Source organism: Microbacterium sp. A94, assembly GCF_051842855.1.
Classification (GTDB): domain Bacteria; phylum Actinomycetota; class Actinomycetes; order Actinomycetales; family Microbacteriaceae; genus Microbacterium.
Window position 1 is genome coordinate 204,430 of the sequence record NZ_JBPXMU010000003.1, and the last position, 23,431, is coordinate 227,860.

General features: G+C 62.5%; 18 protein-coding genes and 1 tRNA gene. 10 read left to right on the top strand and 9 right to left on the bottom strand.

Going from position 1 to position 23,431, the window contains the following annotated elements; genetic code table 11:
- Positions 1 to 141: 141 nt before the first annotated feature.
- Genes ACSU1L_RS10505 through rhaS form a run of 4 tightly spaced genes read left to right on the top strand, consistent with a single transcriptional unit; the run spans position 142 to position 4,842 of the window.
- Positions 142 to 1,671 (top strand): sugar ABC transporter ATP-binding protein, encoded by a 1,530-nt coding sequence (locus ACSU1L_RS10505; protein WP_439255738.1) that lies wholly within the window; start codon positions 142 to 144, stop codon positions 1,669 to 1,671.
- Complete coding sequence (locus tag ACSU1L_RS10510; protein ID WP_439255739.1) at positions 1,668 to 2,690, top strand: ABC transporter permease; 1,023 nt, start codon at positions 1,668 to 1,670, stop codon at positions 2,688 to 2,690. Before ACSU1L_RS10505 ends, ACSU1L_RS10510 begins: the two co-directional genes overlap by 4 nt.
- The gene (locus tag ACSU1L_RS10515) at positions 2,687 to 3,739 is read left to right on the top strand and encodes an ABC transporter permease (protein ID WP_438253025.1); all 1,053 of its coding nucleotides are present in this window, start codon (positions 2,687 to 2,689) and stop codon (positions 3,737 to 3,739) included. Before ACSU1L_RS10510 ends, ACSU1L_RS10515 begins: the two co-directional genes overlap by 4 nt.
- 53 nt (positions 3,740 to 3,792) lie before the next feature.
- Complete coding sequence (rhaS, locus tag ACSU1L_RS10520; RefSeq protein WP_439255740.1) at positions 3,793 to 4,842, top strand: rhamnose ABC transporter substrate-binding protein; 1,050 nt, start codon at positions 3,793 to 3,795, stop codon at positions 4,840 to 4,842.
- 123 nt (positions 4,843 to 4,965) lie between these two features.
- On the opposite strand, the gene ACSU1L_RS10525 is transcribed toward rhaS, so the two are convergent.
- The 5 genes from ACSU1L_RS10525 to ACSU1L_RS10545 are packed head-to-tail and all read right to left on the bottom strand — an operon-like array spanning position 4,966 to position 10,872.
- On the bottom strand, positions 4,966 to 6,393 hold the full coding sequence (locus tag ACSU1L_RS10525) for a rhamnulokinase (protein WP_439255741.1): 1,428 nt from the start codon (positions 6,391 to 6,393) through the stop codon (positions 4,966 to 4,968).
- Positions 6,390 to 8,426 (bottom strand): bifunctional aldolase/short-chain dehydrogenase, encoded by a 2,037-nt coding sequence (locus ACSU1L_RS10530; protein WP_439255742.1) that lies wholly within the window; start codon positions 8,424 to 8,426, stop codon positions 6,390 to 6,392. Before ACSU1L_RS10530 ends, ACSU1L_RS10525 begins: the two co-directional genes overlap by 4 nt.
- 37 nt (positions 8,427 to 8,463) lie before the next feature.
- Entirely contained in the window at positions 8,464 to 9,336 is an 873-nt protein-coding gene (locus tag ACSU1L_RS10535) for an alpha/beta hydrolase fold domain-containing protein (protein ID WP_439255743.1), read from the bottom strand.
- 4 nt (positions 9,337 to 9,340) lie between these two features.
- Positions 9,341 to 10,504 (bottom strand): L-rhamnose isomerase, encoded by a 1,164-nt coding sequence (gene rhaI, locus ACSU1L_RS10540; RefSeq protein WP_439255744.1) that lies wholly within the window; start codon positions 10,502 to 10,504, stop codon positions 9,341 to 9,343.
- Positions 10,501 to 10,872 carry an L-rhamnose mutarotase gene (locus tag ACSU1L_RS10545; RefSeq protein ID WP_438253041.1) on the bottom strand — a complete coding sequence of 124 codons (372 nt, stop codon included), beginning with the start codon at positions 10,870 to 10,872 and terminating at the stop codon, positions 10,501 to 10,503. Before ACSU1L_RS10545 ends, rhaI begins: the two co-directional genes overlap by 4 nt.
- Positions 10,873 to 10,989: 117 nt before the next feature.
- Between ACSU1L_RS10545 and ACSU1L_RS10550 the strand changes: the two genes are divergently transcribed.
- Positions 10,990 to 11,997, top strand: a complete 1,008-nt coding sequence (locus ACSU1L_RS10550; RefSeq protein ID WP_439255745.1) for a LacI family DNA-binding transcriptional regulator — start codon at positions 10,990 to 10,992, stop codon at positions 11,995 to 11,997.
- 109 nt (positions 11,998 to 12,106) lie between these two features.
- Positions 12,107 to 12,197: transfer RNA gene (locus ACSU1L_RS10555), tRNA-Ser, on the top strand.
- A 563-nt stretch (positions 12,198 to 12,760) separates the two neighbouring features.
- Here the strand turns inward: ACSU1L_RS10555 and ACSU1L_RS10560 are convergent.
- The 4 genes from ACSU1L_RS10560 to ACSU1L_RS10575 all read right to left on the bottom strand — a co-directional run bounded on the left by ACSU1L_RS10560 (position 12,761) and on the right by ACSU1L_RS10575 (position 17,317).
- On the bottom strand, positions 12,761 to 13,285 hold the full coding sequence (locus tag ACSU1L_RS10560) for a MaoC/PaaZ C-terminal domain-containing protein (RefSeq protein ID WP_439255746.1): 525 nt from the start codon (positions 13,283 to 13,285) through the stop codon (positions 12,761 to 12,763).
- Entirely contained in the window at positions 13,282 to 13,881 is a 600-nt protein-coding gene (locus ACSU1L_RS10565) for an FAS1-like dehydratase domain-containing protein (protein ID WP_439255747.1), read from the bottom strand. Before ACSU1L_RS10565 ends, ACSU1L_RS10560 begins: the two co-directional genes overlap by 4 nt.
- Positions 13,878 to 16,379, bottom strand: coding sequence for a CoA transferase (locus tag ACSU1L_RS10570; protein WP_439255749.1), 2,502 nt, complete (start codon positions 16,377 to 16,379; stop codon positions 13,878 to 13,880). The genes ACSU1L_RS10565 and ACSU1L_RS10570 overlap by 4 nt, the downstream gene beginning before the upstream one ends.
- Before the next feature lie 314 nt (positions 16,380 to 16,693).
- Complete coding sequence (locus tag ACSU1L_RS10575) at positions 16,694 to 17,317, bottom strand: TetR/AcrR family transcriptional regulator (RefSeq protein ID WP_439255750.1); 624 nt, start codon at positions 17,315 to 17,317, stop codon at positions 16,694 to 16,696.
- Positions 17,318 to 17,974: 657 nt separating this feature from the next.
- Between ACSU1L_RS10575 and ACSU1L_RS10580 the strand changes: the two genes are divergently transcribed.
- The 4 genes from ACSU1L_RS10580 to ACSU1L_RS10595 are packed head-to-tail and all read left to right on the top strand — an operon-like array spanning position 17,975 to position 23,207.
- Positions 17,975 to 19,516, top strand: coding sequence for an ABC transporter substrate-binding protein (locus tag ACSU1L_RS10580; RefSeq protein WP_439255751.1), 1,542 nt, complete (start codon positions 17,975 to 17,977; stop codon positions 19,514 to 19,516).
- Between the two features lie 24 nt (positions 19,517 to 19,540).
- Positions 19,541 to 20,482 (top strand): ABC transporter permease, encoded by a 942-nt coding sequence (locus tag ACSU1L_RS10585; protein WP_439255752.1) that lies wholly within the window; start codon positions 19,541 to 19,543, stop codon positions 20,480 to 20,482.
- Positions 20,479 to 22,377, top strand: a complete 1,899-nt coding sequence (locus ACSU1L_RS10590; RefSeq protein WP_439255753.1) for a dipeptide/oligopeptide/nickel ABC transporter permease/ATP-binding protein — start codon at positions 20,479 to 20,481, stop codon at positions 22,375 to 22,377. Before ACSU1L_RS10585 ends, ACSU1L_RS10590 begins: the two co-directional genes overlap by 4 nt.
- Positions 22,374 to 23,207, top strand: coding sequence for an ATP-binding cassette domain-containing protein (locus ACSU1L_RS10595; protein ID WP_439255754.1), 834 nt, complete (start codon positions 22,374 to 22,376; stop codon positions 23,205 to 23,207). Before ACSU1L_RS10590 ends, ACSU1L_RS10595 begins: the two co-directional genes overlap by 4 nt.
- The last annotated feature ends 224 nt before the right edge of the window (positions 23,208 to 23,431 follow it).

A 23,431-nucleotide genomic window follows, 5' to 3' on the forward strand; every position in this document is an offset into this window, starting at 1 on the left:
TTGATTGATCGGGTCACGATTAGGTCACCGTGGGGTTGACGTCCTCGGGTTGTTTCATACACTAGCCTGAACGCTCATGAATCGATTCATGTAGTTTCAAAACGAAGCATCCGGATTCACCTCAACGGAGAGGACGCGCCAATGGCCGTCGAAGACGACAATCCCCGTTTGCGCAGCCCCGCGCTGGAGCTGCATCGTGTCGTGAAGTCTTTCGGGCCGGTCATAGCGCTGCGCTCGGGCAGTCTCACGCTGCGGCCGAACTCGATCCACGCGCTCATCGGCGAGAACGGGGCGGGTAAATCGACGCTCGTGAAGATCATGGCGGGCCTGTACCGCCGCGACTCCGGCGAGTTCCGATTGCACGGTGAAGCGGTCGATTTCTCTAGCACCGCACAGTCCAAGGCTTCCGGAATCGCCGTGATCTACCAGGAGCCCACGCTGTTTCCTGATCTCTCGGTCACCGAGAACATCTTCATGGGGCGCCAGCCCACGAACCGGTTCGGGCGCATCGATCGCAAGGCGATGCGCCGAGAGGTCGAGCAGATTTTCGATCGCCTCGGCGTCGCCCTCGATCCCGACCGTCTCACCGAAGGCCTGTCGATCGCGGACCAGCAGATCATCGAGATCGCCAAGGCAATCTCCTTGGATGCCAGTGTGCTCATCATGGATGAGCCGACTGCTGCGCTCAGCGGCGTCGAGGTCGACCGGCTCTTCGCCGTGGCCCGAAGCCTGCGAGATGAGGGCCGTGCCGTCCTGTTCATCTCCCATCGGTTCGATGAGGTGTTCGCCCTGTGCGACACCGTCACCGTGATGCGCGACGGCGCGTACATCAGCACGACGCCGATCGCTGAGACCACCTCCGACGAGCTCGTACGGCAGATGGTCGGGCGCGATGTCACCGAGTTGTTTCCCAAGCAGATCGTTCCCGTCGGGGACCCACTTCTCGAAGTCTCGGGCCTGACGAGCGCAGGCATCTTCCACGACATCTCGTTCACCGTGCGTGCCGGTGAGATCGTCGCGCTCGCCGGACTCGTCGGCGCTGGTCGCAGCGAGGTCGCTCGAGCCGTCTTCGGCGTCGACCCCTACCGAGAGGGCGAGGTACGGATGCTGGGAAAGACGGTGCCGCACCGTAGCCCCACGGACGCGATGCGGGCAGGCCTCGCCCTGGTTCCCGAAGACCGGCGCAAGCAGGGGCTGGTGATCGAATCCGGGGTGGGCAGCAACATCACCCTGGCGATCCGCGGCCGGCTGGCGAAGCTCGGCCTACTCACAACCGGCATCGAGAACCGCGCTGCAAAGGAATGGGCCAGCCGCCTCGAGGTCAAGACGCATGCGCTCGACTCAGTGGCATCGACTCTGTCCGGCGGCAACCAGCAGAAGGTGGTCCTCGCGAAGTGGCTGGCGACGAAGCCTCGCGTGCTCATCATCGACGAGCCGACGCGAGGCATCGATGTCGGCACGAAGTCTGAGGTGCACCGCCTGCTCTCGCAGCTTGCCAGCGAGGGGATGGGCATTCTCATGATCTCCTCCGAACTTCCTGAAGTGCTGGGCATGGCCGACCGCGTGCTCGTCATGCGGGAGGGGCGTATCACCGCCGAGATCGACCGCGCCGAAGCCACCAGTGAGAACGTCATGTTCGCCGCGACGCACGCAACGGAGATCCACTCGTGACCACCATTTCGGCTCCGCGCGCAGGGCTGCGCAAGTCATTCGGCGGCGTCGGCAAGGCGCGAGAGGTCGGCATCCTGATCGCCCTCGCTCTCGTGGTGATCGCCGCAACCGTGAAGAACCCGAACTTCTTGTTCAGCGCTGACGGGTGGCGCGACCTGCTGCTCACGCCGTCCATCCTCATGCTGGTGGCAGTCGGACAGGCGATCGTCATCATCACCCGTAACGTCGATCTCTCGGTCGGGTCGGTGATGGGCCTGACCGCCTACCTGACCGGGCGACTGTTCATCGACATTCCCGGTATCCCGATCATTCTTGTCGTCCTTGCCGCGGTCATCTTCGGCGGACTGCTCGGGCTGATCAACGGCGCGATCGTGGCTCTTGCCAAGGTCCCGGCCATGGTGATCACCCTCGGCACGCTATATGCCTATCGAGGAATCAACGTGCTGTGGGCCGGGAGCGACAGGGTCAACGCATCCGACATGCCGAGGGACTTTCTCGCGCTCGGAACAGCCCAGGTGATCGGGATTCCCGTGCTTGCCATCGTCGCTCTGATCGTTCTGGCCGTCGCCGCCTGGTACATGCGCAACACCCGGGGCGGTCGTGAGTACTACGCGATCGGCTCAGATCCCGCTGCGGCAGAGCTCTACGGGCTCAAGGTCACGCGGCGCGTGCTCTCGGCTTTCGTCCTGTCCGGTGCTCTCGCGGGGCTCGCTGGTGTCTTCTATGCGGCCCGCTACGGCTCGGTCAGCTCACAGGCCGGTGCGGGATGGGAACTGGATGCGGTGGGTGCCGCCGTCATCGGAGGAATCGCCATCATGGGCGGCGTCGGCTCTGTCTGGGGCGCGGCGATCGGCGCGATGCTGCTGATGACCATCAACCGCGCCCTGCCGATTCTGGGGATACCGGACTTCTGGCAGCGGGCCGTCGTTGGCGCGCTCATCATCGGAGCCATCGTGCTTGACCGCGTACTTGCCGTCAGACAGAGACAGCAACTGATCGAGGCGAGGGATCAATCATGACGATGACAACAACCACGGGCTCGATCCGTGTGATCCGTGACCATGATCGTTCCCTCTGGCGCAGGATTCTGCTGACCAGAGAGGTCGCGATCATCGCACTCCTCGTCCTGGTCATGATCGTCGCTGCCACGTCGGTGAAGGGCTTTGCTCAGCCGATCACCGTGAACTACCTGCTGCTCGATGTCGCACCGATTCTGCTCATCGCCCTCCCGATGGCCCTGGTCATCGTCACCGGCGAGATCGATCTGTCCGTGGGCAGCATGGTCGGCCTCGCCAGCGTGGTGACCGGCGTACTCACGCAGGCCGGTGCTCCGTTCGAGGTCGCGGCGCTCGCGGCGCTCGCCGTCGGTGTGATCGGCGGCGCGGTCAACGGATTCCTCGTCACGGTCGTCGGGCTTCCTTCGCTTGCCGTGACGATCGGCACACTTGCGCTGTTCCGCGGCCTCGCCGTCGGCCTGCTCGGAACCACCGCCGTTACGGACTTCCCCGAGCAGTGGACGGCTCTGGCTAAGGCGAAGATCGCCGGGACGACGATCCCATACATCGTGATTCCGTTCCTCATCCTGCTGGTGATCTTCGTCGTGCTGCTGCACTTCACGCCATTCGGTCGTGGGATTTACGCGATCGGCCTGTCGAAAGAAGCAGCTCGATTCTCCGGGGTGCACGTTGAACGGACGAAGTTCATTCTGTTCGTGCTCTCCGGTGTCGTGGCGGCGTTCGCCGGGATCTTCTTCACCCTGCGCTTCGGGAGTGCGCGTGGCGATAATGCCACCGGACTTGAGCTGCAGGTCATTGCCGCTGTCGTGCTCGGAGGCGTCTCGGTGTTCGGTGGACGCGGACAGCTGCACGGTGTCGTCGCCGCGGTGCTGCTGATCGGAGTGCTTTCCAGTGCTCTGCGCCTGGCCAACGTGACCTCTGACGTGATCAACATCATCACCGGCGGACTGCTCGTCCTGTCTGTGGTGGCGGCAAGCCTCCTCAGCTGGGCGCACCGGGTTCGAGCCAGGCCGACTCCAGCGCTTCGACGAGCGGTCACCTCGACCAGCTGAGATCTCCGTGCCGCCGGCATCCGTCTGCGGCAGCCCCAACGAAAGGAAGAACAATGAAGTTTGCACGCAAGCGTGTCACAGCATTCGCCGCTGTCGCCGTTGCCGCAGCCCTCGCCCTGACCGGCTGCGCTGACACCAGTGGTTCGACGGGTGGCGGCGACGCCGGAGGGTCGGATGGCGGATCATCGGACAATCTGTCGATCACGTTCCTGCCCAAGAACCTCGGAAACCCGTACTTCGACACCTCCAGCACGGGCGGCAAAGCCGCTGTTGAAGAGCTCGGCGGCACGTTCGCCGAGGTCGGACCGGCCGAGGCTACCCCTGACGCCCAGGTGAGCTACATCAACACCGCCACGCAGCAGGGCGTCGGTGCGCTCGTCGTCTCGGCGAACGACCCGAAGGCGATCTGCGATGCACTCAACGAGGCTCGCGACGCCGGAGTGAAGGTCGTCACCTTCGACTCCGACACCAACCCCGAGTGCCGCGACCTGTTCATCAACCAGGCCGATGCTGCCGGTATTGCCAAGGTGCAGGTCGACCTCATCGCCGAGCAGCTCGGCGGTGCGGGTGAGATCGCGGTGCTGTCGGCCTCTGCCAACGCCACCAACCAGAACGCGTGGATCGATCTGATGAAGGAGTACCTCGCCAGCGACTTCCCCGACATCACTCTCGTCGAGACTGTGTACGGCGACGATGATGACCAGACGTCGTTCGACAAGACGGCGGCACTGCTGCAGACGCACCCCGAGCTGAAGGGCATTGTTTCGCCCACAACGGTCGGCATCGCGGCTGCTGCGCGCTACCTGTCGACCTCGGACTACAAGGGCACGGTTGCGATCACCGGTCTCGGCACGCCGAACCAGATGCGCGAGTACGTCGAGGACGGCACTGTCACCGCGTTCGCGCTGTGGAACCCGGAAGACCTCGGCTACCTCTCGGCATTCGCTGCGGCGGCGCTGATCTCCGGTGACATCACCGGCGCTGAGGGCGACACGTTCGACGCCGGCGACCTGGGCGAGTTCGAGGTCGGTGCTGACGGCACCGTTCTGCTCGGCGAGCCGTTCGTGTTCGACGCAGAGAACATCGGTGAATTCGACTTCTGAGTCGACTCGCCCGGTTCGCAAGAACGCACGAACCTCGCAGGAATCTCAGGATTCTCTGCGAGGTTCGTGCGTTTCTGCGTAGTTTGTGCGCGGCGGCGTGCCGACCTGCAGACGAGGCTGCGCTCAGCGCGGGGCGTAGCGCTCAGGCTCATGCGTACGTGCGACGAGCGCGCGCAGCTCCTCGAGCGTTGCGGGCGCTGCTCCCAGCGCACGGGCCTGGACGAGTACGTTGCCCAGGGCTGTCGCCTCGACGGGGCCGGCGAGCACCGGCAGACCGGTGCGGTCGGCTGTGGCCTGGCAGAGGAGCCGGTTCAGTGAGCCGCCTCCGACGAGATGGATGCTGTCGAGCTCACGCCCCGACAGCACAGCAGCCGTCTGCACCGCGGTGGCGAACGCGGCGGCGATCGACTCCACGATCGTCCGCGTGAAGGCCGCACGATCCTCCGGAACCGGAGAGCCGTGCGCGCGAAGGACCGCGGCGATCCGGGCTGGCATGTCGCCGGGAGCGCTGAGCGAAGGATCGTTGGCATCGAACACCACGATGTCTCCCGCGACAGCGGCCGCGGCATCCAGCAGCTCGGGCAGATCGATCGGTGCGTCGTCCTCTGCTTCCCACGCCCGCACGGTCTCGCTCAGCAGCCAGAGTCCGGTGACATTGTGCAGGAAGCGGTAGCGGCCGTCGACACCGAGCTCATGCGTGAAGTTCGCTTCGCGCGCGGCATCGGTGAGCACCGGCTCGGTTAGTTCTACGCCCACCAAGCCCCACGTGCCGCAGGAGATGTACGCCGCATCGGGCGAACTCAGAGGTGCGCCGACAACAGCGGATGCCGTGTCGTGCGAGCCGACCGCGATCACGGGAAGCTCCTTGCCGATGCGTGCGGCGAGTTCTGGGCGCAGCATTCCGATCACCGTGCCGGGGTCGACGAGCTCGGGCAGAAGCGTCGTCGGGATGCTGAGACGTTCGGCCAGCTCCGTGTCCCACTCGCCCGTTCGCACGTCCAACAGCCCGGTTGTCGAGGCGTTCGTCCGCTCAGCGACCCGCGCACCCGTAAGCAGATGGGCGATGAGGTCGGGGATCAGCAGTGCGCTGTCGGCATCCGGCATCCGTCCATCGACGCGGTACTGATAGAGCGTGTTGAACGGCAGGAACTGCAGGCCGTTGCGTTCATACAGCTCCGCGAACGGAACGATCTCGTGCACCTCGGTGACGCCGCGCTCAGAGCGTGAATCGCGGTAGTGGAACGGTTCGGCGAGCAGCTCTCCGTCCCGCAGCAGGCCGTAGTCGACCGCCCAGGAGTCGATGCCGATGCTCTCGATCGCAGGTTCCCGGCGCACGGCCTCGGCAAGTCCATCGACGATGTTCGTGTACAGCGCGTCGAAGTCCCAGTGCAGGCCGTCGGGACCCTCGACCGGGCCGTTCGGAAAGCGAGTGACGAGTTCGAGTTCGAGCGTGTCCTCGCCTACTCGTCCGATCATGACCCGCCCACTGGTCGCGCCGAGATCGACGGCGGCGACGGTGCGGGTCGGACCCTGAGCCTGTCGAAGGGTCATCGCAGGAACGCCGCGGCGACGCCCGAGTCGACGGGGATGTGCAGGCCGGTGGTGCGGCTGAGCTCCGGACCAGTCAGCACGTACACGGCATCCGCGACGTTCTCAGGCACGACCTCGCGCTTGAGGATCGTACGGTTCGCGTAGAACTGGCCGAGATCCTCTTCGTTGACGCCGTAGGTGGCCGCACGGTTCGCGCCCCAGCCGGAGGCGAAGATGCCCGAGCCGCGCACGACGCCGTCGGGGTTGATGCCGTTGACGCGGATGCCGTACTCGCCAAGCTCCACAGCCAGCAGTCGCACCTGGTGCGCCTGGTCGGCCTTCGTTGCCGAGTAGGCGATGTTGTTCGGGCCGGCGAAGACGGAGTTCTTCGACGAGATGTAGATGACGTCGCCGCCGAGCTTCTGGTCGATGAGCACGCGGGCTGCGGCCTGGGAGACGAGGAACGAGCCCTTCGCCATGACGTCGTGCTGCAGATCCCAGTCCTTCTCGGTGGTCTCCAGCAGCGGCTTGGAAAGCGAGAGGCCAGCGTTGTTGACGACGAGGTCGACACCGCCGAAGGCAAGGACGGCTTCGTTCATCGCGGCTTGGACTGCTTCGGCATCCGCCACGTTGGCGGCGATGCCGATCGCGACGTCGGTGCCTCCGAGCTCGGCCGCTGCGGCCTGTGCCTTCTCGCGGTCAAGATCCGCGACGACGACGCATGCACCCTCGGCCGCGAGACGGGTGGCGATGGCCTTGCCGATTCCGGATGCGGCGCCCGTGACGAAGGCGATACGGCCCTGGTGAGACTTCGGCTTCGGCATGCGCTGAAGCTTCGCCTCTTCCAGTGCCCAGTACTCGATGTTGAACTTCTCAGCGTCTGAGATGGGGGAGTAAGTGGAGAGCGCCTCCGCGCCGCGCATGACATTGATCGCGTTGACGTAGAACTCGCCGGCGACGCGGGCGGTCTGTTTGTTCGCGCCGTAGCTGAACATGCCGACGCCGGGGATCAGGACGATGAGCGGATCCGCGCCGCGGATCGCCGGGCTTTCCGCGGTCGCATGCGCGTCGTAGTACGCCTGGTAGTCGGTGCGGTACTCGGCGTGCAGCTCGTGCAGGCGAGCGATCTGCTCCTCGGCCGACGCCGTTGCGGGCAGGTCGAGGATCAGGGGCTTAACCTTGGTGCGCAGGAAGTGGTCGGGGCAGCTCGTGCCGAGAGCAGCGAGCGCGGGAGCCTTCTCGGATGCCAGGAAATCGAGCACCACGTCAGAGTCAGTGAAGTGGCCGACCATGGGCTTGTCGGTGGATGCGATGCCGCGGACCGTGCCGGCAAGAGCCGCTGCGCGCTCACGCCGCTCGGTCGGGGCAAGGGCTTCGAGACCGGAGCGCACGCCGCCGAAGGGCTGTGCCTTACCGTTCGCCTCGATGTAGGCCGCGGCCGTGTCGATGATCCACAGCGAGTTCGTCTCGGACTCTTCCGAGGTGTCGCCCCAGGCAGTGATGCCGTGGCCACCGAGGATGCATCCGATCGCCTGCGGGTTCTGCTTCTTGATCTCGGCGATGTCCAGGCCCAGCTGGAACCCGGGGCGCCGCCACGGCACCCAGACAACCTTGTCGCCGAAGATCGTGGAGGTCAGCTCTTCGCCGTCAGCGGCGGTCGCGATGGCGATGCCGGAATCGGGATGCAGGTGGTCGACGTGCGCAGCATCCACCAGGCCATGCATGGCAGTGTCGATCGACGGGGCGGCGCCACCCTTGCCATGCAGGCAGTAATCGAAAGCGGCGACCATCTCGTCTTCGCGGTCGATGCCCGGGTAGACGTTCACGAGCGCGCGCATGCGGTCCAGACGCAGCACCGCCAGGCCCTGCTCCTTGAGCGTGCCGAGGTCGCCGCCGGATCCCTTGACCCACATCAACTCGACCGGCTGACCGGTGACCGGGTCGGTCTCGGTGCCCTTGGCGGAGGTGTTGCCGCCGGCATAGTTCGTGTTCTTCGGGTCGGCGCCGAGACGGTTCGATCGTTCGATGAGAGATGCTGCGGTGGGGTTGGTCATGGGGATTCCTTGTATCAGTGGATGCATGAAAGCAAGATCACTCGCGCGCGGCGAGAGAAGGGGTGGACAGTCGGTGGATGCGTGCGGCGAAGCGGTCGATGGATGCCGCTGCTGCTGGTTCTTCCGGGCGGTTCAGATGACCGTGCGTGGTGCCGGGCTCAGTGGACACGTCGATGTCGACTCCGGCTTCTGCCAGAGCACGGGCGAAGAACTCGCCGGAGACACGGAGCTCATCGGACTCGCCGTTGATCATGATGGTCGCCGGGAAGCCGGCGAGCTGGTCGGGTGCCGCGGTCCCGGGGAGCGCGTAGACGTCGGCTTCAGAAGCCGGACCGCCGAGGTAGTTCTCGTACATCCCCAGCACCGTCTCCGGGCGGAAGCGATCGGCGGTCGGGTCCGCATCGAGCAGCGCGCGCAGCGCGGCATCCGGAGCATCCTGCACGGCCTGCAGCGTCGGATAGGCGAGTACCGCGAGGTCAGGAACGGTGCCGCCGTCATGCGTGAGCCGTAACGCGGCTCCGGTGGCGAGGTTGGCGCCTGCACTTGCTCCGCCGAGCGCCCACGCTCCGTCTGTGAGGCCGGATGTCGCGGCCCAGCGGAAGGCGAAGATCACCTCGTCGTGGGGGACGGGATAGTGGACGCCGCTGCTGCGGTCGTCGGAAGCCTGTGCCCCCTCCAATGGTGCCGGCGCGAGGCGGTAGTCGACCGAGACGACGAGGATGCCGCGCTGTGCGAAGGCGCGGCTGACCCAGTCGGCCTCGGGCATGTCGAGGTCGCCGCCCGCGAATCCGCCACCGTGCACCCATACCAGTCCGTGACCCGAGGGATCGGACGGTGTGTAGGTGCGAACGGTGAGCGGACCGTGCGGTCCATCCAGGACCGTATCGGCGACCTCGACAGGGAGACTCATGCGCTCAGGCGCCCCAACCAGCCTGGACGCCGCCGACTCGGTCGGCAGCGATCTGCTGCTGATATCCAGATGCTGCATACGCTGCCATCGGGTCGGCGGTGAGGCCGCGGGACTCCCGCCACTCGGCAAGTGCCGGGCGGACGTCGGTGTAGAAGGCATCCATCATCACGGCATTGGCCGCGAGAACGTCGCCGGAGCGCTGGGCTGCGGTGAGGGCATCCGTGTTGACGAGCAGCGCGCGGGCGGTCATCTCCTGGACGTTCAGCACCGAGCGGATCTGACCGGGGATCTTGTCCTCGACGTTGTGGCACTGGTCGAGCATGAAGGCCACATCGGGGTTGTTGAGCCCGCCGCCGCGGACGACCTCGAAGAGGATGCGGAACAGCTGGAACGGGTCGGCAGCGCCGACGATCAGGTCATCGTCAGCGTAGAAGCGCGAGTTGAAGTCGAACGACCCGAGCTTGCCGAGGCGCAACAGCTGCATGACGATGAACTCGATGTTCGTGCCGGGGGCGTGGTGACCGGTGTCGAGGCAGACAAGTGCCTTGTCGCCGAGCGCGCTCACCTGCGCGTACGAGGTACCCCAGTCCGGAACGTCCATGTGGTAAAAAGCGGGCTCGAAGAACTTGTATTCCAACACCAGACGCTGGTTCTCGCCGAGGCGCGCGTAGATCTGCTGCAGTGACTCCTGGAGGCGGTCCTGACGGCCGCGCATGTCGGCCTGGCCCGGGTAGTTCGAGCCCTCCGCCAGCCAGATCTTCAAGTCGCGGCTGCCCGTGGCATCCATCACGTCGATGCACGCGAGGTGGTGATCGATGGCCTTTCGGCGCACGGCAGCATCCTCGTGGGTCAGGGCACCGAACTTGTAATCGTCATCCTGGAAGGTGTTCGAGTTCACGGTGCCGAGGGCAACGCCGTGATCTTCGGCATGCTTGCGCAGATCATCGAAATCGCACATGTCCCACGGAATGTGCAGGGCGACGACAGGAGCGAGCGCGGTGTACTTGTGCACCTGCGCGGCATCCGCGATCTTCTCGAACGGGTCGCGGGGCGTGCCGGGGGTGCCGAACACCTTGAAGCGGGTCCCGGAGTTTCCGAACGCCCAGGACGGGAGTTCGATCGACTGCTTCTCGAGCTCGGTCAGCTGATCGGGGGAGAGGATGCTCATGTTGCACTGCTTTCGTTGTCGGATGCTGCGGCGGAGAGCTGCTCCGCCAGGTTGAAGACTTCGGTGAGTGGTGTCGCGGCCTGATCAGGACGGCCGTCGAGGCCGACGAAGAACCGAGCCATTTCGGATTCCCAGCGCGTGGCGACTGCGGACTGCGCGAGATACGCCTGAGCGGCAGCGTCGTCGTCGGTCTCGTAATAGCCGATCAGGCGACCGCTCTCGCCCAGGAAGAGTGAATAGTTGCGCCTGCCGGATGCTGCGATCTCGGCCAGCATCTCGGGCCAGACGGGGCTGTGCCGCTCAAGGTACTCTTCGAGCAGCTCGGGGCGGATTTGAAGCTGGAAGCAGTAGCGGGTGGCGCTGGTCATCGTCGTCCGTTCATGAATCGTTTCAACACACAATGCTACGGAGTTTTCACGGGTCACGTCAAGTGCGAGAGCTGTTCCCGGATACACTCGCGTCAGCATGGATGCGAGGAGTTTCGAATGACGGTTAGCGTACGAGATGTCGCAATAGCGGCAGGTGTATCGGTCGGCACGGTCTCGAACGTGATGAATCGTCCGGATAAAGTCGCACCGGCCACCGTGGCGCGCGTTGTCGCAGCCATCGAGGAGCTCGGGTTCGTCAGGAATGATGCCGCTCGACAGCTACGGGCCGGGCGAAGCCGCAGCATCGGCATGATCGTGCTCGATGCGAGCAACCCCTTCTTTGCTGCGGTCGCGCGCGGCGCCGAGGCGCGTGCCGAGGAGGACCGGTTGTCGGTGCTGCTGGGAAACAGCGACGAGGATCCCGCTCGAGAAGAGGCGTACATCGACCTGTTTCGGGAGCAGCGGGTGAATGGTGTGCTCATCACTCCGACATCGACTGCTACCGAGATGCTCGCGCGTTTGCGTGACGCCGGTGTTCCCGTCGTGCTCGTCGACCATGAAATGCCGAACAGCCAGTTCTGCTCGGTGTCGGTCGATGACGTTGAGGGGGGCCAGCTGGCAACAGAACATCTGTTGCAGCAGGGGCGGCGGAGGCTCGCTTTTGTTGGCGGGCCAGCCTCGATCCCACAGGTTGAGCATCGTCTCGAAGGCGCCCGGCGCGCGGTCGCCGAGGTGCCTGGAGCATCGCTCGAAGTGATTGAGATGCCAGCGCTGACGGTGCTCAACGGGCGAACTGCCGGAGAGGTCATCTCGCGACGCGAGCCTGCGCAACGACCGGACGGTGTGTTCGCGGCGAACGATCTGCTCGCCGTCGGCCTGCTGCAGGGACTCTCGATATTCGGCGGCATGCGAGTGCCCGAAGATATCGCCTTGATCGGATACGACGACATCGACTTCGCTGAGGCGACGGTGGTGCCGCTGAGCTCCGTGCGTCAGCCCGCGCAGAAGATTGGGCACACTGCAGTGGAACTGCTGCTCAAAGTCATCGAGAACCCGGACGGCGAGTACGAACGACGCGTGCGCTTTCGGCCTGAGCTGGTGGTTCGTCGCTCGTCTGGCGGCTGAGCTGGGGGCCAAATCGGGCTGCCGACGAGTGCGGTTCGAGCTCGGTTCGTCGCTGGTGTGGGAACCAGTTATGATGGACGAGCGCATCCGAGTTTTGGCCTGGATGCCTGGAGACGTCGCATAGTGGCCTAGTGCACCACCCTGCTAAGGTGGAGTCCTCTCTAAGGGGACCGAGGGTTCAAATCCCTCCGTCTCCGCCATGCCTCATGGCCCGCGATCCTTTGTAAACACTGGGATCTCGGGCCATAGCTTTTCGTAGAATCCGGTTTTGCGTAAGAATTGCGTAAAACCGTGCGAAACAGGGCCGAGCGGCTCGTTGGAAGCGCCTCTAGAGATTGCCACTTGCGCGGGGTGGTTCAGTCGGCGAAGAGCTCGCGTGCGAGGCAGGCAAGTGGGCTGCCTCAGCTGATCAGAGGGATTTCGTGTTCCCCGTCGGGCTTGGTGGAAGGTGAATCGAATCAGCGGTCTCATTCAACGAACGTGCACGAGCGGCCGATGCCGCTTTGTTGAGAGCAGCAGAAACCTCGTCCAGATCGGTGTCGAATAGGTCGGAGTACACGTCGAGTGTCATGGCAGCCGACGTGTGCCCTAGCATCCGCTGGATAAACGCCAGCGCCTGCGACGACTTCCGCCGCCGGGTCCACCTGACCAACTGTTCCCGCTCTTCCTCGGACAAAATCAGAGCAGCCTTGGGACGTCCAGTCCGAGCCATACTCCATTCTACAACTTATTGAATGAATTTACGGCGCGCTACCATAGCTACTTAGGGGGCAGGTAGACGTGGCTCTTCTTCTTGCGGGGGAGTTGGACGCCTCGAATTGGGTTGGAGCTGAGACGTCGGTCTCGCACAGCGTCCGTCGTGAAGTCGCACTTCGACGACCCCCGGCCCGACGGTGATGCCGTGGTCGTCAGTGGTCGACACCTCGATGACCACTGTGCCGTCGCTCGTAATATCAGCAACTAGGGCGTTCACCGTCACGGTCGATCCGACGAGATTGAAGCGCTGCATCCGAAAGCGGCGAATCGCGGTGATCCGTCCTCGAGGCCCCATCCAGTCCCGAACGGCGCGCTCCCACATTCCCATCAGGAACATCGTGTTAGCGTACATCTCGGGCGCACCAGTTGCCCTCGCGTACTCGGTGTTGTGGTGAATAGAGTTGAAATCTCGGCTCGCCCCGGCCCACATCACCAACCGGTACAAACTAAGCGGAAACTTCACCAGCGGCAGCTCGTCGCCTACCTGCACCTCGTCGAAGTGCAGGTCTCTCCGGTCATCGGTATTCGTCATCGTGCCGCTCTGTCCCTCATGATGGGGTCGTACACGAAGATACTGCTCTTCATCCGCGCCACCACGTCACCCCGGTCGGACACGATCTCGCTCTCGTACTGTAGAAACGCTCCGTGCCCCACAGACGTCTCCTTGAGGTCGCAGGCGATGAGCTTGCGCCCACGCCTTCCCATGCGTTCTCCGACGGTGACGGGGCGCACGAAGTCGATCTCGAGGTCGGTCGCGAAGAAGCCCTTCACTGGTGGCAACGGACCGGAGTTCTCGTTCTGGATGGGACTTCGCACCGGCTGACTGTCCCTGGCAGCGTCGACGAACAACGGCGGCTCGCCCGGCGCCCACATCGCAGGTATCGTGTACGACATCACCGCCGTCGCCGGGGCAATGATGTCGTCGTACCCAAGCGAACGTGCGACATCTCCATCGTGGTGGATCGGGCTGTCGATCTCCAACGGTTCGACGTATCTCCGGATCGTCGCTGGTTCGACGATGTCAATTCCCCAACGAATCTCCGCATCAGCGAAATCGGTGCCAACCGCGCCCTCCATGGGCGCCCACTTCTCCCTCCAGTCGGACACACTCTCCTGCTGGATGCTCATCTCAACACTCCTTCGTTTGTTAGGGGGTCGATCTCCGCCTGTTGGTATTCGAGGATTTGGGCCAGAACCAGTTCATTGTCGCGACCCAGCGTGGGGGCCGCCCGCTCCGGGGCCCCGGGGGTCGCCGATAGGACATAGCGGGGTCCCTCCACGGTGACGCTGCCGAGCACTTCATGTTCAAGCTCGACCAGGTGTCCGCGGTGTAGCAATTGCTCATCGGTGCAGAAGTCATGGCTGTTCGCAGAGACGTGGGCCGGCACACCGCGAGCCTGCAACTCCCGTTCCACCTGTACCGCTGACATCGAGCGGACGGCGTTGCCGATGATGTCGTCCAGATTGGCCTGCCGCGCCCTGCGTCCGCCGGCGGTCGCGAGGGAGTCGTTATTCGCGAGATCCTGGCGACCGAGCCATTCGGCTAGCCTCAGCCATTGATCGTCCGTTGTGACCGCAATTGCAACATAGCGTGCTGGGTCATCGGTGTTGGACGAGTCGTCCTGTGTTCGGTAGACGCCGTGCGGGGCATACTCTAGGTCGGCATTCCCGCGACGTTGGGCAACGACTCCCTCCGAGAAGTAGGCGACCATCTCCGGCGCCTGGAAGTAGACGCCCGCCTCGGTCTGCGAAATGTCGATGTACCCGCCTTCGCCGGTTCGGCTCCTGTGGTCGATTGCGGCAAGAAGGATGGGCAGCGCCAATCGCGGCGCAACGAAGTCTGTGTATGGGCCGTTAGGCCCAAGCGGTGGACGATCGGCAACGCCGACGATCTCCTGGAAACCGGAGAGTGCGGAGCCGACGTTCCCGAAGCCTGCGAGTTGTGAGACTGGCCCGGTTTGTCCGTTGAGTGAGCTGCTCACCATGATCAGGCTCGGGTTCTCCGCGGAGAGCGACTCGTAATCGAGCCCCCATTTTTCCATCGTGCCGGGGGAGAACGCCTCAAGCACCACGTCCGCCCACTGGGCGAGTTGGCGAACGATCTGTCGTCCGCGTTCGTCCTGGAGATTTATCGTCATGCCGAGCTTGCCGGCGTTCCAGGTTGCATACAGGGCAGACGATTCCACGGAGACGTTTCCTCCAACGAATGGAGGCATGAGCCGGGCAGTCTCCACACGCGTTGACGATTCAATACGCACCACCGTCGCACCGAAGTCTGCGAGCGCCCGGGTGACCACCGGCCCGGCGACAACCCAACTGAGATCGACAACTTTCAGACCGGACAGCGGCTTGAGGACTGCTCCCCCGTTCAAGATCGGGGGAGCAGTCCAAGGCTCGGAGGAACTCCACTGCTCGAGAACCTCGGCGGTGTGCTCACCGAGCTCTGGTGCCGGACGCGTTAGAGCGAACGCGTCTATCGAGGTCTTCGCTGGCAGACCGGGAATCACATCCTGATGACTTCCGTTCGACAGAGTGTGATACAGGTTGCGGGCGTTCAATTGCGCGCTTTCCGCGAGATCAGCCGAGGTGTAGATCGGAACGGCCACCAACCGGTTCTTCACGGCCGCCGTCAGCACTTCCTGCTTGGTCTTGCGGCTAAGAAAATCACCGATCACCGTCCGAACTTCCTCGATTTCTTCGTCGGTAAACGCTCCCGATTTGATCAGGGCGGGGACGGTGCGCCAGTCGATATCGACGTATTTCTGTACAGGTTCTCCCTCGGAGAGCATCCAGCGGAAGAAATTTTGAGTAAATCTCCCCGAGGCGGGACCGAGGCCAATATGGTATTCGATCAAACCATCCTTGGCCCGCCACTTCTTGGAATCCGGTGGCGAACCTGCGCCGCTTCCCGATTGGTCGACCCGCTTTCTGGGCGCAAGCTGCAGCCCATCGCCGAAGGCTCGTGGCTGATCTCCGACCGCGTATGCGAGCACGCTGCCGATCGTGGAGATTCCGAGCGCAGCCTGCACCGAGACGTCGACGAGCTGACCACGACCGATCTTGTCACGCGCCAGGAGCGCAATGATCGCTCCGGCGGCTGCATCGGCGGATGCTTGACGGTATGCTTGCGGCACGGAAGGCCGCACTGGAGGAAGCCCACGGTCGCGGTGCGGATCCAACGGGCCACCAGCTGCCCAGAGGACGAGGTCCGAATCGGCGTAGTCGGCCTTCGGTCCCGTGCGCCCGAACGGTGTGATGGAGACATACGTCAGGTGCGGGTGCCGCTGTGTGAGCTGTTCCCAATCGACTCCGAGCGCGGTCATCACCTTTGGGCCACTGCTCTCGATCAGCACGTCCGCGCGCGCGAGCAGATCGTCGAACTGGGTTGCACCTTCATCGGTCTCCAGATCGAGGACGATGCCACGCTTATTCGCGGCGTAGGCTCGCCAAAGGTAGGAGGAAGAGCCGGCGCCCGCATCCTCCAGGGGAGTCCGCCTCCGCGCATCGGAGCCTTTGGGAGGCTCGACTTGTACGACATCGGCACCGAGATCAGAGAGGATCCGGCCAGCCATCAGCCCCCGTCCGTCAGAGAGGTCAAGGACTCGGTATTTAGAGAGATAAGCCACGGAAAGCTCCTCGGTAGGACGTATTTGTTGGGTTGCACGTCCACACGTCTTATTCGGACTTAACCGGGACTGTCACGAAGTCGTGCGTCCTGGAAGTGCGAGTTCAACGGAGGATGTGAGTCACGCTCTTTGTGATCAAGCGAGCCTCGCTAAAGAGCCGCACTTAGAGCACCGTTCAGGGGTCCAATTCATTGCACTGTACATATAATCTGGTCCGGAAACAACTGTTCTACGTGCCCCAGTCCCGACCCGATGTCGGTGGTCAATCGCGCTGGCGGACGTTGACCCCGACGCGCAGCTGGAATTCGCCGCGATCAGCGCGATCGCGCAAGTGTGCGAACGACGCCGATGTAATAGTCTGCAAGAAGCTCTGCCTGCTTTGCATCGTCGGTTCTGGCGATTTCGTCAGCACATTCCCTCAACAACGCGAGTATCACTCGTGACGAGGTGTCCGGCGTCGGCGGGGCACCCACAACTAGCCCGCGCGCGCCACGCATGAGTCGCGAGCTGATCTCTTTCTGCTGATCTACGTAGCTCACGGGCTGATTGTTGCCGATGAGAGTCCTGCTGAAGTCGCGATGTGTCCAGTTATTGAGCAGATATGCGCGCGCACCCGCTAGGAACAATTTGACTTCGTCACTCACACCGGCATCCCTGGCGTTGGCGACCGCGTCACGCGAGGCGCGTGCATTTTCCAGGGAGATGACGCGCGCGATCTCGTTGAAGATCTCGGCTTTGCCGCCGATGTGGTGATAGATGCTTCCAACGCTCACGCCCGAGCGTGTGACGATTTCGCTGATGCTCGTGTCTTGATAGCCCTGCTCACTAAACAGGTCGCGTGCAGAGTCGAGAATCTGTTGGTGAATCACCTTTGATGACGGCCAGACGCGAGATGCCTGTCGGGAACCGGTTCGTGTCGTTGCGGGGATTCGGGCCATCTCGTCAGTCCTTCCTGTGGTTCATTGTATCGTCACGGTGCGGTGCCTCGCCTGTTGCGAGCGCGGGGCTCGCGGTTCATTCGGTCGGTTGAGTCGACGGATCGACGCTTGGGACTGCTGCACCGGTAGGTGACAGTTCTTGTCACGACGCAAGTGTGGCGGTCGTGTTCATGATGGCTTCGAACTCCATGGGCGTCAAACGGCCGAGTGCGGCTTGCCGCCGGCAGCGGTGGTAACTTCACTCGATCCAGGTCGCAATCGCGATGCGTGGGTGCTCGCGCGTAGTCCAGGAACTGCGGTCAACGACGTTCTTTGCGACGCCCACCAAGGTGGCGTTGGGTGGCGCCCCATCCAGTTCCTCCCCGCAACCTCCTCAGGGACCCGATCCTCATTCAAGTTCGACGCTTCCCGGGGCACGTCCAACAGTTGATTCCGGGTCAGATTATATGTATAGTGCAAGGAATAACGACACCCGAACGGCATTCTAAGTGCGGCTCGCTAGCGGGGCATGCTTGACCACAATGAGTGTGGCTTGCATCCTCGGTTGAATCGACACTTCCGAGATCGCAGGGCTTTCGTCAAAGATCCCGGTAATGGCTGAGTATGGCCAGGTGGACACATAGCCCAAACAACGACGTTTACGGAGAGGTACCACGAATGTTTCAAGGAAGACGAATCAGCACAGCACTGGCGGCGGCCAGCCTCAGTGTGTTGCTACTCGCAGGATGCGCGGGTCCGGCTGAGCCTCAGCCGGACGGATCCGGGGAAGGCGCGGCGAGGGCTGATCGGCTCACCCTCGTCAGTTCATACCAGATCCTCAGCTTGGACATCGCGGCAGGAGTCACGCCGACCACAAAGCATCTGTTCGAGCCAACCTTCGACACGCTGATAAAGATCGGAGCGTCAGGTGATTACGAGCCGATGTTGGCAACAGCATGGGAGCTCAATGACGACCGTACCGAGGTGACACTCTCACTGCGCGATGACGTGTCGTTCACGGATGGGGAAAAATTCGACGCCACTGCACTAGTGGAGAGCCTCGAGCGTTACCGTGATGGCACCTCGCTAACTGCAGCTGCCGTGAGCGAACAGGAGTACGCCGTGCTCGACGAGTACACAGTGACGATCACGGTGCCCGCCCCGGATCCGAATGTTCTCCAATCCCTCACGAATGCGTACATCGCGTCTCCGGAATCGTTCGACGACCCAGATGTCGGCACCAATCCGATCGGTACCGGACCTTATATCCTTGACGATTCGAGCGTAGTCGGCACGACCTACAACTACACGGCGAACCCTGACTACTGGAATCCGGATGCTATCTACTACGACAATCTCACGATTAAAGTAATTCCCGACCGCGTCGCTGCGCTGAACGCGATGACGGCGGGCGAGGCCAACGTGGGGCGTTTGGATGACGCTGAGATGCGCATCGGGGCGGAAGCGGCGGGCTGGACCGTAGAGACGTTGGATATGAGGTGGCAAGGCCTCAGCATGGTGGCGGCTGTCGATGGACCGGCGTCGCCACTGTCAGATGTGCGCGTGCGGCGCGCCATCAACATGGCGTTTGACCGGGAAGCACTCGCCGCAGCGACCAACCCGGGCGTCAACGAACCGATTAGTCAGTTGTTTGTCCCGTCCAGCGTGGGCTACCTCGAAGACCTTGAGGATGCCTACCCATACGACCCCGACGCGGCGAAGGCGCTCCTCGCGGACGCAGGCTATGCGGACGGGTTCTCCCTCGACCTCCCGAACGCCCCCATCTTTAAGGCTCCGCTCGAGCTTGTTCGCCAGCAACTAGCCGACATTGGTATCACCGTGAATATCGTCGATCCGGGCCCGGGGGGCTTCGTGGCTGCACTCACGACCGGACAATTCCCCACGTTCCTTGCTCCCGTTGGCGAAGCCACAAGCTGGGAAGCCCTCCTAAGCAACGTTTCTCCGGAAGCACCTTTGAACTCGACCAGCACCCAGGACGATAAGGTCGATGCGCTTATGGAGATCGTGCGAGTTGGGTCAGAGGAAGAAGCAAAAGCTGCGTTCGAAGAACTCAACACCTACCTCGTGGAGCAGGCGTGGTTCGCACCTCTGTATACCACCCCTGGCGTGTTGGGGCTCGATCCCCAGACTGAAATCACGCATTGGGTCTTCACTGGAGCGACGTACCCGTCGATCCTTGCAATCAAACCCAAGAACTGACACGACCGGAAAGATAAGTCATTCATGCTCGGCTTTATTGTTCGCCGGTTGCTTTCGGGTGTCGTGGTCGTGGTGGTGATCTCCTTCATCGTGTTTAGCCTGCTCTATCTCGGTGGGGGGGACACTGCGCGAACGATCATGGGCGAGCATGCTACCGCGGAGCAAGTTGCACAGAAGGCGCAGGAACTAGGCCTAGATCATCCGTTCATGGAACGGTACTGGAACTGGCTGGTGGCGGCATTCAGGGGAGACCTCGGAAGCAGCTGGTATACTAGTCAGGCCGTGGCTTCAGCGTTGTCCTCGCGGATAGGGGTGACGCTGTCGTTGGTGATTGGCACGGTCATCGTTTCGGCGATTGTGTCGGTCGTGCTCGGAGTTCTGGCCGCCCGAAACGGTGGCGCCATCGACGGGAGCATCCAGGTGCTGACGTTGCTGGGTCTCGCGATCCCCGGCTTCGTGCTGGCGCTTTATCTCGTTCTCATATTCGCCATCAACCTCGGCTGGTTCAGAGCTACAGGGTACACGCCGATGTCGACATCGTTTGCAGGATGGGCGTCGTCTGTGACGCTGCCCATCATCGCTCTATCGACGAGCGTCATTGCGACCGTGGCGCAACAGATCCGGGGCGCGGTGATGGATGCGATGACGAAAGACTTTGTGCGCACGCTAATAGCGCGCGGGTTGCCGACGAGGTCGGTGGTGTACAAGCATGTGCTGCGCAACGCGGGAGCTCCAGCGCTCGCAGTATTGGCGGTGCAGTTTGTTGGATTGCTCGGGGGCACGGTCATCGTTGAACAGATCTTCGCTATCCCGGGCCTTGGCCAAATGACCGTCCTCGCGACCGTGCAGGGCGACATCCCGTCGGTGATGGGCGTAGTGATCGTCTTCGCGGTTCTCGTGGTGGCTGTCAACATTGTTTTCGACATCGCACAGGCCGCTTTGAACCCGAAGGTGCAGATGCAATGACCGATCTTTATGCTCCTGTCGACGTGTCGACGGCGCCGGTACGTGTGGCCTTGATGCGTCGCGTGTTACGACGACCGTTGGCCGTTCTCGCGCTCGGCTTGTTGGCGATCGTCACGATCGTCGCGATCATCGGTCCAGCAATAGCTCCACACGATCCGAACTATAAAGACATCCGGGCGATTCTTCTTCCGCCAGGCCCTGAGCACATTCTCGGCACGGACGGTTTGGGTTATGACGTGTTCTCACGCCTTCTCGCCTCGACACAGACGAGCGTCGCGGCGGCTTTGGTCGCGCTCGTGGTCGCTTTCGTCCTCGGGGTCACCGGGGGACTCATCGCTGGTTATTATCAGGGGCGGTTCAACTCGGTTGCAGCATGGGTGACTGATCTGAATATGGCGCTTCCCGGAATTGTTCTGCTACTCGCGGCGCGTGCCGTAATCGGGCCATCGATCTGGATCGCAATGGCGATATTCGGCGTACTGCTTGCTCCCTCATTTTACCGGCTCGTGTACGCGTCCGTGACTGCGGTCCGGGCCGAGTTATACGTAGATGCGGCGCGGGTCTCAGGGTTGGGAGACGCTCGCATCATAAGCCGACACGTGCTCACGGTCGTGCGCGCGCCAATCATCATCCAGACAGCGATCATCATTGGAATCACGTTGGCGGTCCAGTCTGGCCTCGAGTTTCTTGGACTTGGCGAGTCCGACAACCCCACGTGGGGGTCGATGCTCAGCGACGGGTTCCGTTATGTGAATCAACAACCATTGCTTCTGCTCTGGCCGTCCCTCGTGCTCGCCTTGAGCTGTATCTCCCTCGCGCTTTTGGCTAACGTGATGCGAGATGAACTGGAACGTAGCACGACCAAGGCTCGTCGCAGGGCAACCACGCGCCGGACAGTGGTGACAACCGACCGCGGCGGCGTTGTCGCGGTCACGACCGCGGTACGCACGCACGGGGGGCGCACCAAGAAACGACTCACGAACCGGGCCGTCGCGACACCGACACCGCCCTTAACTGAATCAAGTCCAACCACGATTATCCATCCCGACTCATCCGCTGACTCGTCGGTCATTCTTGAAGTGAAAAACCTTCATGTTGGGTACGATCAGCCGGACAGCTCACATATAGAGGTTGTGAAGGATGTTTCGCTGGGGGTTCGTAGTGGTGAGATACACGGTCTGATAGGAGAATCTGGATCAGGGAAGACACAAACAGCCTTCGCTATTCTCGGACTGCTGCCCAAGGGCGGACATGTAACTGGCGGAGCCATCCTTTACGAGGGGACATCCCTCGCTGGGGCTTCAGCGAAGGTCTACGCCTCCGTGCGTGGTAAGAAGATCGGGTACATACCTCAGGAGCCCATGAGCAACCTGGACCCTTCGTTCACGATTGGATATCACCTCACGGAGCCCCTCCGTTGGCATCTTCAACTCTCTGTGAAAGCAGCCAAAGAACGCGCGCTGGAACTCTTGGCTCGGGTGGGCATTCCCGACCCGGCGCGGACTTTCGACGCGTATCCGCACGAGATTTCAGGCGGCATGGCGCAGCGCGTTCTGATTGCAGGTGCTGTCTCTCTCGACCCGGACCTCATCATCGCAGATGAGCCAACGACCGCGCTCGATGTGACTGTGCAAGCCGAGATCCTCGACCTGTTGCGAGAACTGCAGAAAGAGCGAGGCCTCGCGATGCTGCTTGTGACGCATAACTTCGGCGTAGTTGCGGATCTATGCGACCGCGTCACGGTGATGCAAAATGGTCGATTTGTCGAGCAGGGCCCGGTGCGCGCAATCTTCCACGATGCTCAACATCCCTACACTCGCGCGCTACTAGGTGCGATTCTTGAGGGTGGTCCGGCCAGGCCAAAACTGGGAAGCCCTACGGAGGCTACATCATGAACGCTCCCGTACTGGAGGTTAGCGACCTGGTTGTCGAATACCCGGGCAAGGGATTCCGGAAGCATTCATTCCAGGCGCTAACGGGCGTATCCCTGGATATTAAGCCCGGGGAGACCGTGGGGCTGGTCGGAGAGTCGGGATCCGGAAAGACCACATTAGGGCGTGCGATACTCGGGCTCGCGCCCGTAGCGGGCGGTACTGTCCGATTCGACGGGCGTGAAATTACGCACCTGTCACGTCGACGACGCAGGAAGATGAGTGGCGACATCCAGGTTGTGTTCCAGGACCCGTACTCATCGCTCAATCCGTCAATGACCATCGAGCAGACCCTCACGGAACCCCTCACAGCCACCGGGACTGCTAAAGAAATAGCGAAGGCACGCGTGAGAGAGTTGCTCGATCTCGTGGGGTTGCCTTCAGACTCACGGGAGCGTCTCCCACGTGAGTTCTCGGGTGGGCAACGCCAGCGTGTGGCAATCGCACGCGCGCTGGCCCTGGAGCCTCGCCTTATCATCTGCGATGAGCCCGTTTCCGCGCTTGATTTATCCACCCAAGCTCGCGTGCTCGACCTGTTCATTGACATTCAAAAGATGACCGGCGTTTCCTACCTCTTTGTCACCCATGACCTGGCTGTCGTCCGTCACATTAGTCATCGCGTGGCGGTCATGTATCGCGGTGAGATTGTCGAAACTGGTGATGCTGATGACGTCACGTCTCGGCCTGAGCACCTGTATACGAAGCGATTGCTCATGGCAGCACCAATGCCCGATCCAGACAAGCAAATCGAGCGTCGTAACGCACGGAAGATTTTCCTGGCATCTGCTGGATGAAACATTCACACGTCGATTCCAAGTGGAATCGAGCTTTTGACAGCTCGTCGATAATCGGTGACACAGAGCCGGTTCGGGGCGGCCGCGGTGAACTCCCGGTTGACGAGATCCGGGTGCCGCGCGGCGGCCGGATCAGACCTCGTCGTCTTGACACGCTTGCTGCGTGTCATGTGTCGACGACGCGTGAATACTGACCCCTGAGCGTCGGGGAATTTTGACCCCCT

Bases quoted from the DNA above. Each gene is read 5' to 3' on its own strand.
- ACSU1L_RS10580 (WP_439255751.1), top strand. From the start codon at position 17,975: ATGTTTCAAGGAAGACGAATCAGCACAGCACTGGCGGCGGCCAGCCTC.
- ACSU1L_RS10505 (WP_439255738.1), top strand. From the start codon at position 142: ATGGCCGTCGAAGACGACAATCCCCGTTTGCGCAGCCCCGCGCTGGAG.
- ACSU1L_RS10560 (WP_439255746.1), bottom strand. From the start codon at position 13,285: ATGACGAATACCGATGACCGGAGAGACCTGCACTTCGACGAGGTGCAG.
- ACSU1L_RS10585 (WP_439255752.1), top strand. From the start codon at position 19,541: ATGCTCGGCTTTATTGTTCGCCGGTTGCTTTCGGGTGTCGTGGTCGTG.
- ACSU1L_RS10590 (WP_439255753.1), top strand. From the start codon at position 20,479: ATGACCGATCTTTATGCTCCTGTCGACGTGTCGACGGCGCCGGTACGT.
- ACSU1L_RS10515 (WP_438253025.1), top strand. From the start codon at position 2,687: ATGACGATGACAACAACCACGGGCTCGATCCGTGTGATCCGTGACCAT.
- ACSU1L_RS10565 (WP_439255747.1), bottom strand. From the start codon at position 13,881: ATGAGCATCCAGCAGGAGAGTGTGTCCGACTGGAGGGAGAAGTGGGCG.
- ACSU1L_RS10525 (WP_439255741.1), bottom strand. From the start codon at position 6,393: ATGACCCTTCGACAGGCTCAGGGTCCGACCCGCACCGTCGCCGCCGTC.
- rhaS (WP_439255740.1), top strand. From the start codon at position 3,793: ATGAAGTTTGCACGCAAGCGTGTCACAGCATTCGCCGCTGTCGCCGTT.
- ACSU1L_RS10575 (WP_439255750.1), bottom strand. From the start codon at position 17,317: ATGGCCCGAATCCCCGCAACGACACGAACCGGTTCCCGACAGGCATCT.
- ACSU1L_RS10550 (WP_439255745.1), top strand. From the start codon at position 10,990: ATGACGGTTAGCGTACGAGATGTCGCAATAGCGGCAGGTGTATCGGTC.
- ACSU1L_RS10545 (WP_438253041.1), bottom strand. From the start codon at position 10,872: ATGACCAGCGCCACCCGCTACTGCTTCCAGCTTCAAATCCGCCCCGAG.
- ACSU1L_RS10535 (WP_439255743.1), bottom strand. From the start codon at position 9,336: ATGAGTCTCCCTGTCGAGGTCGCCGATACGGTCCTGGATGGACCGCAC.
- rhaI (WP_439255744.1), bottom strand. From the start codon at position 10,504: ATGAGCATCCTCTCCCCCGATCAGCTGACCGAGCTCGAGAAGCAGTCG.
- ACSU1L_RS10530 (WP_439255742.1), bottom strand. From the start codon at position 8,426: ATGACCAACCCCACCGCAGCATCTCTCATCGAACGATCGAACCGTCTC.
- ACSU1L_RS10595 (WP_439255754.1), top strand. From the start codon at position 22,374: ATGAACGCTCCCGTACTGGAGGTTAGCGACCTGGTTGTCGAATACCCG.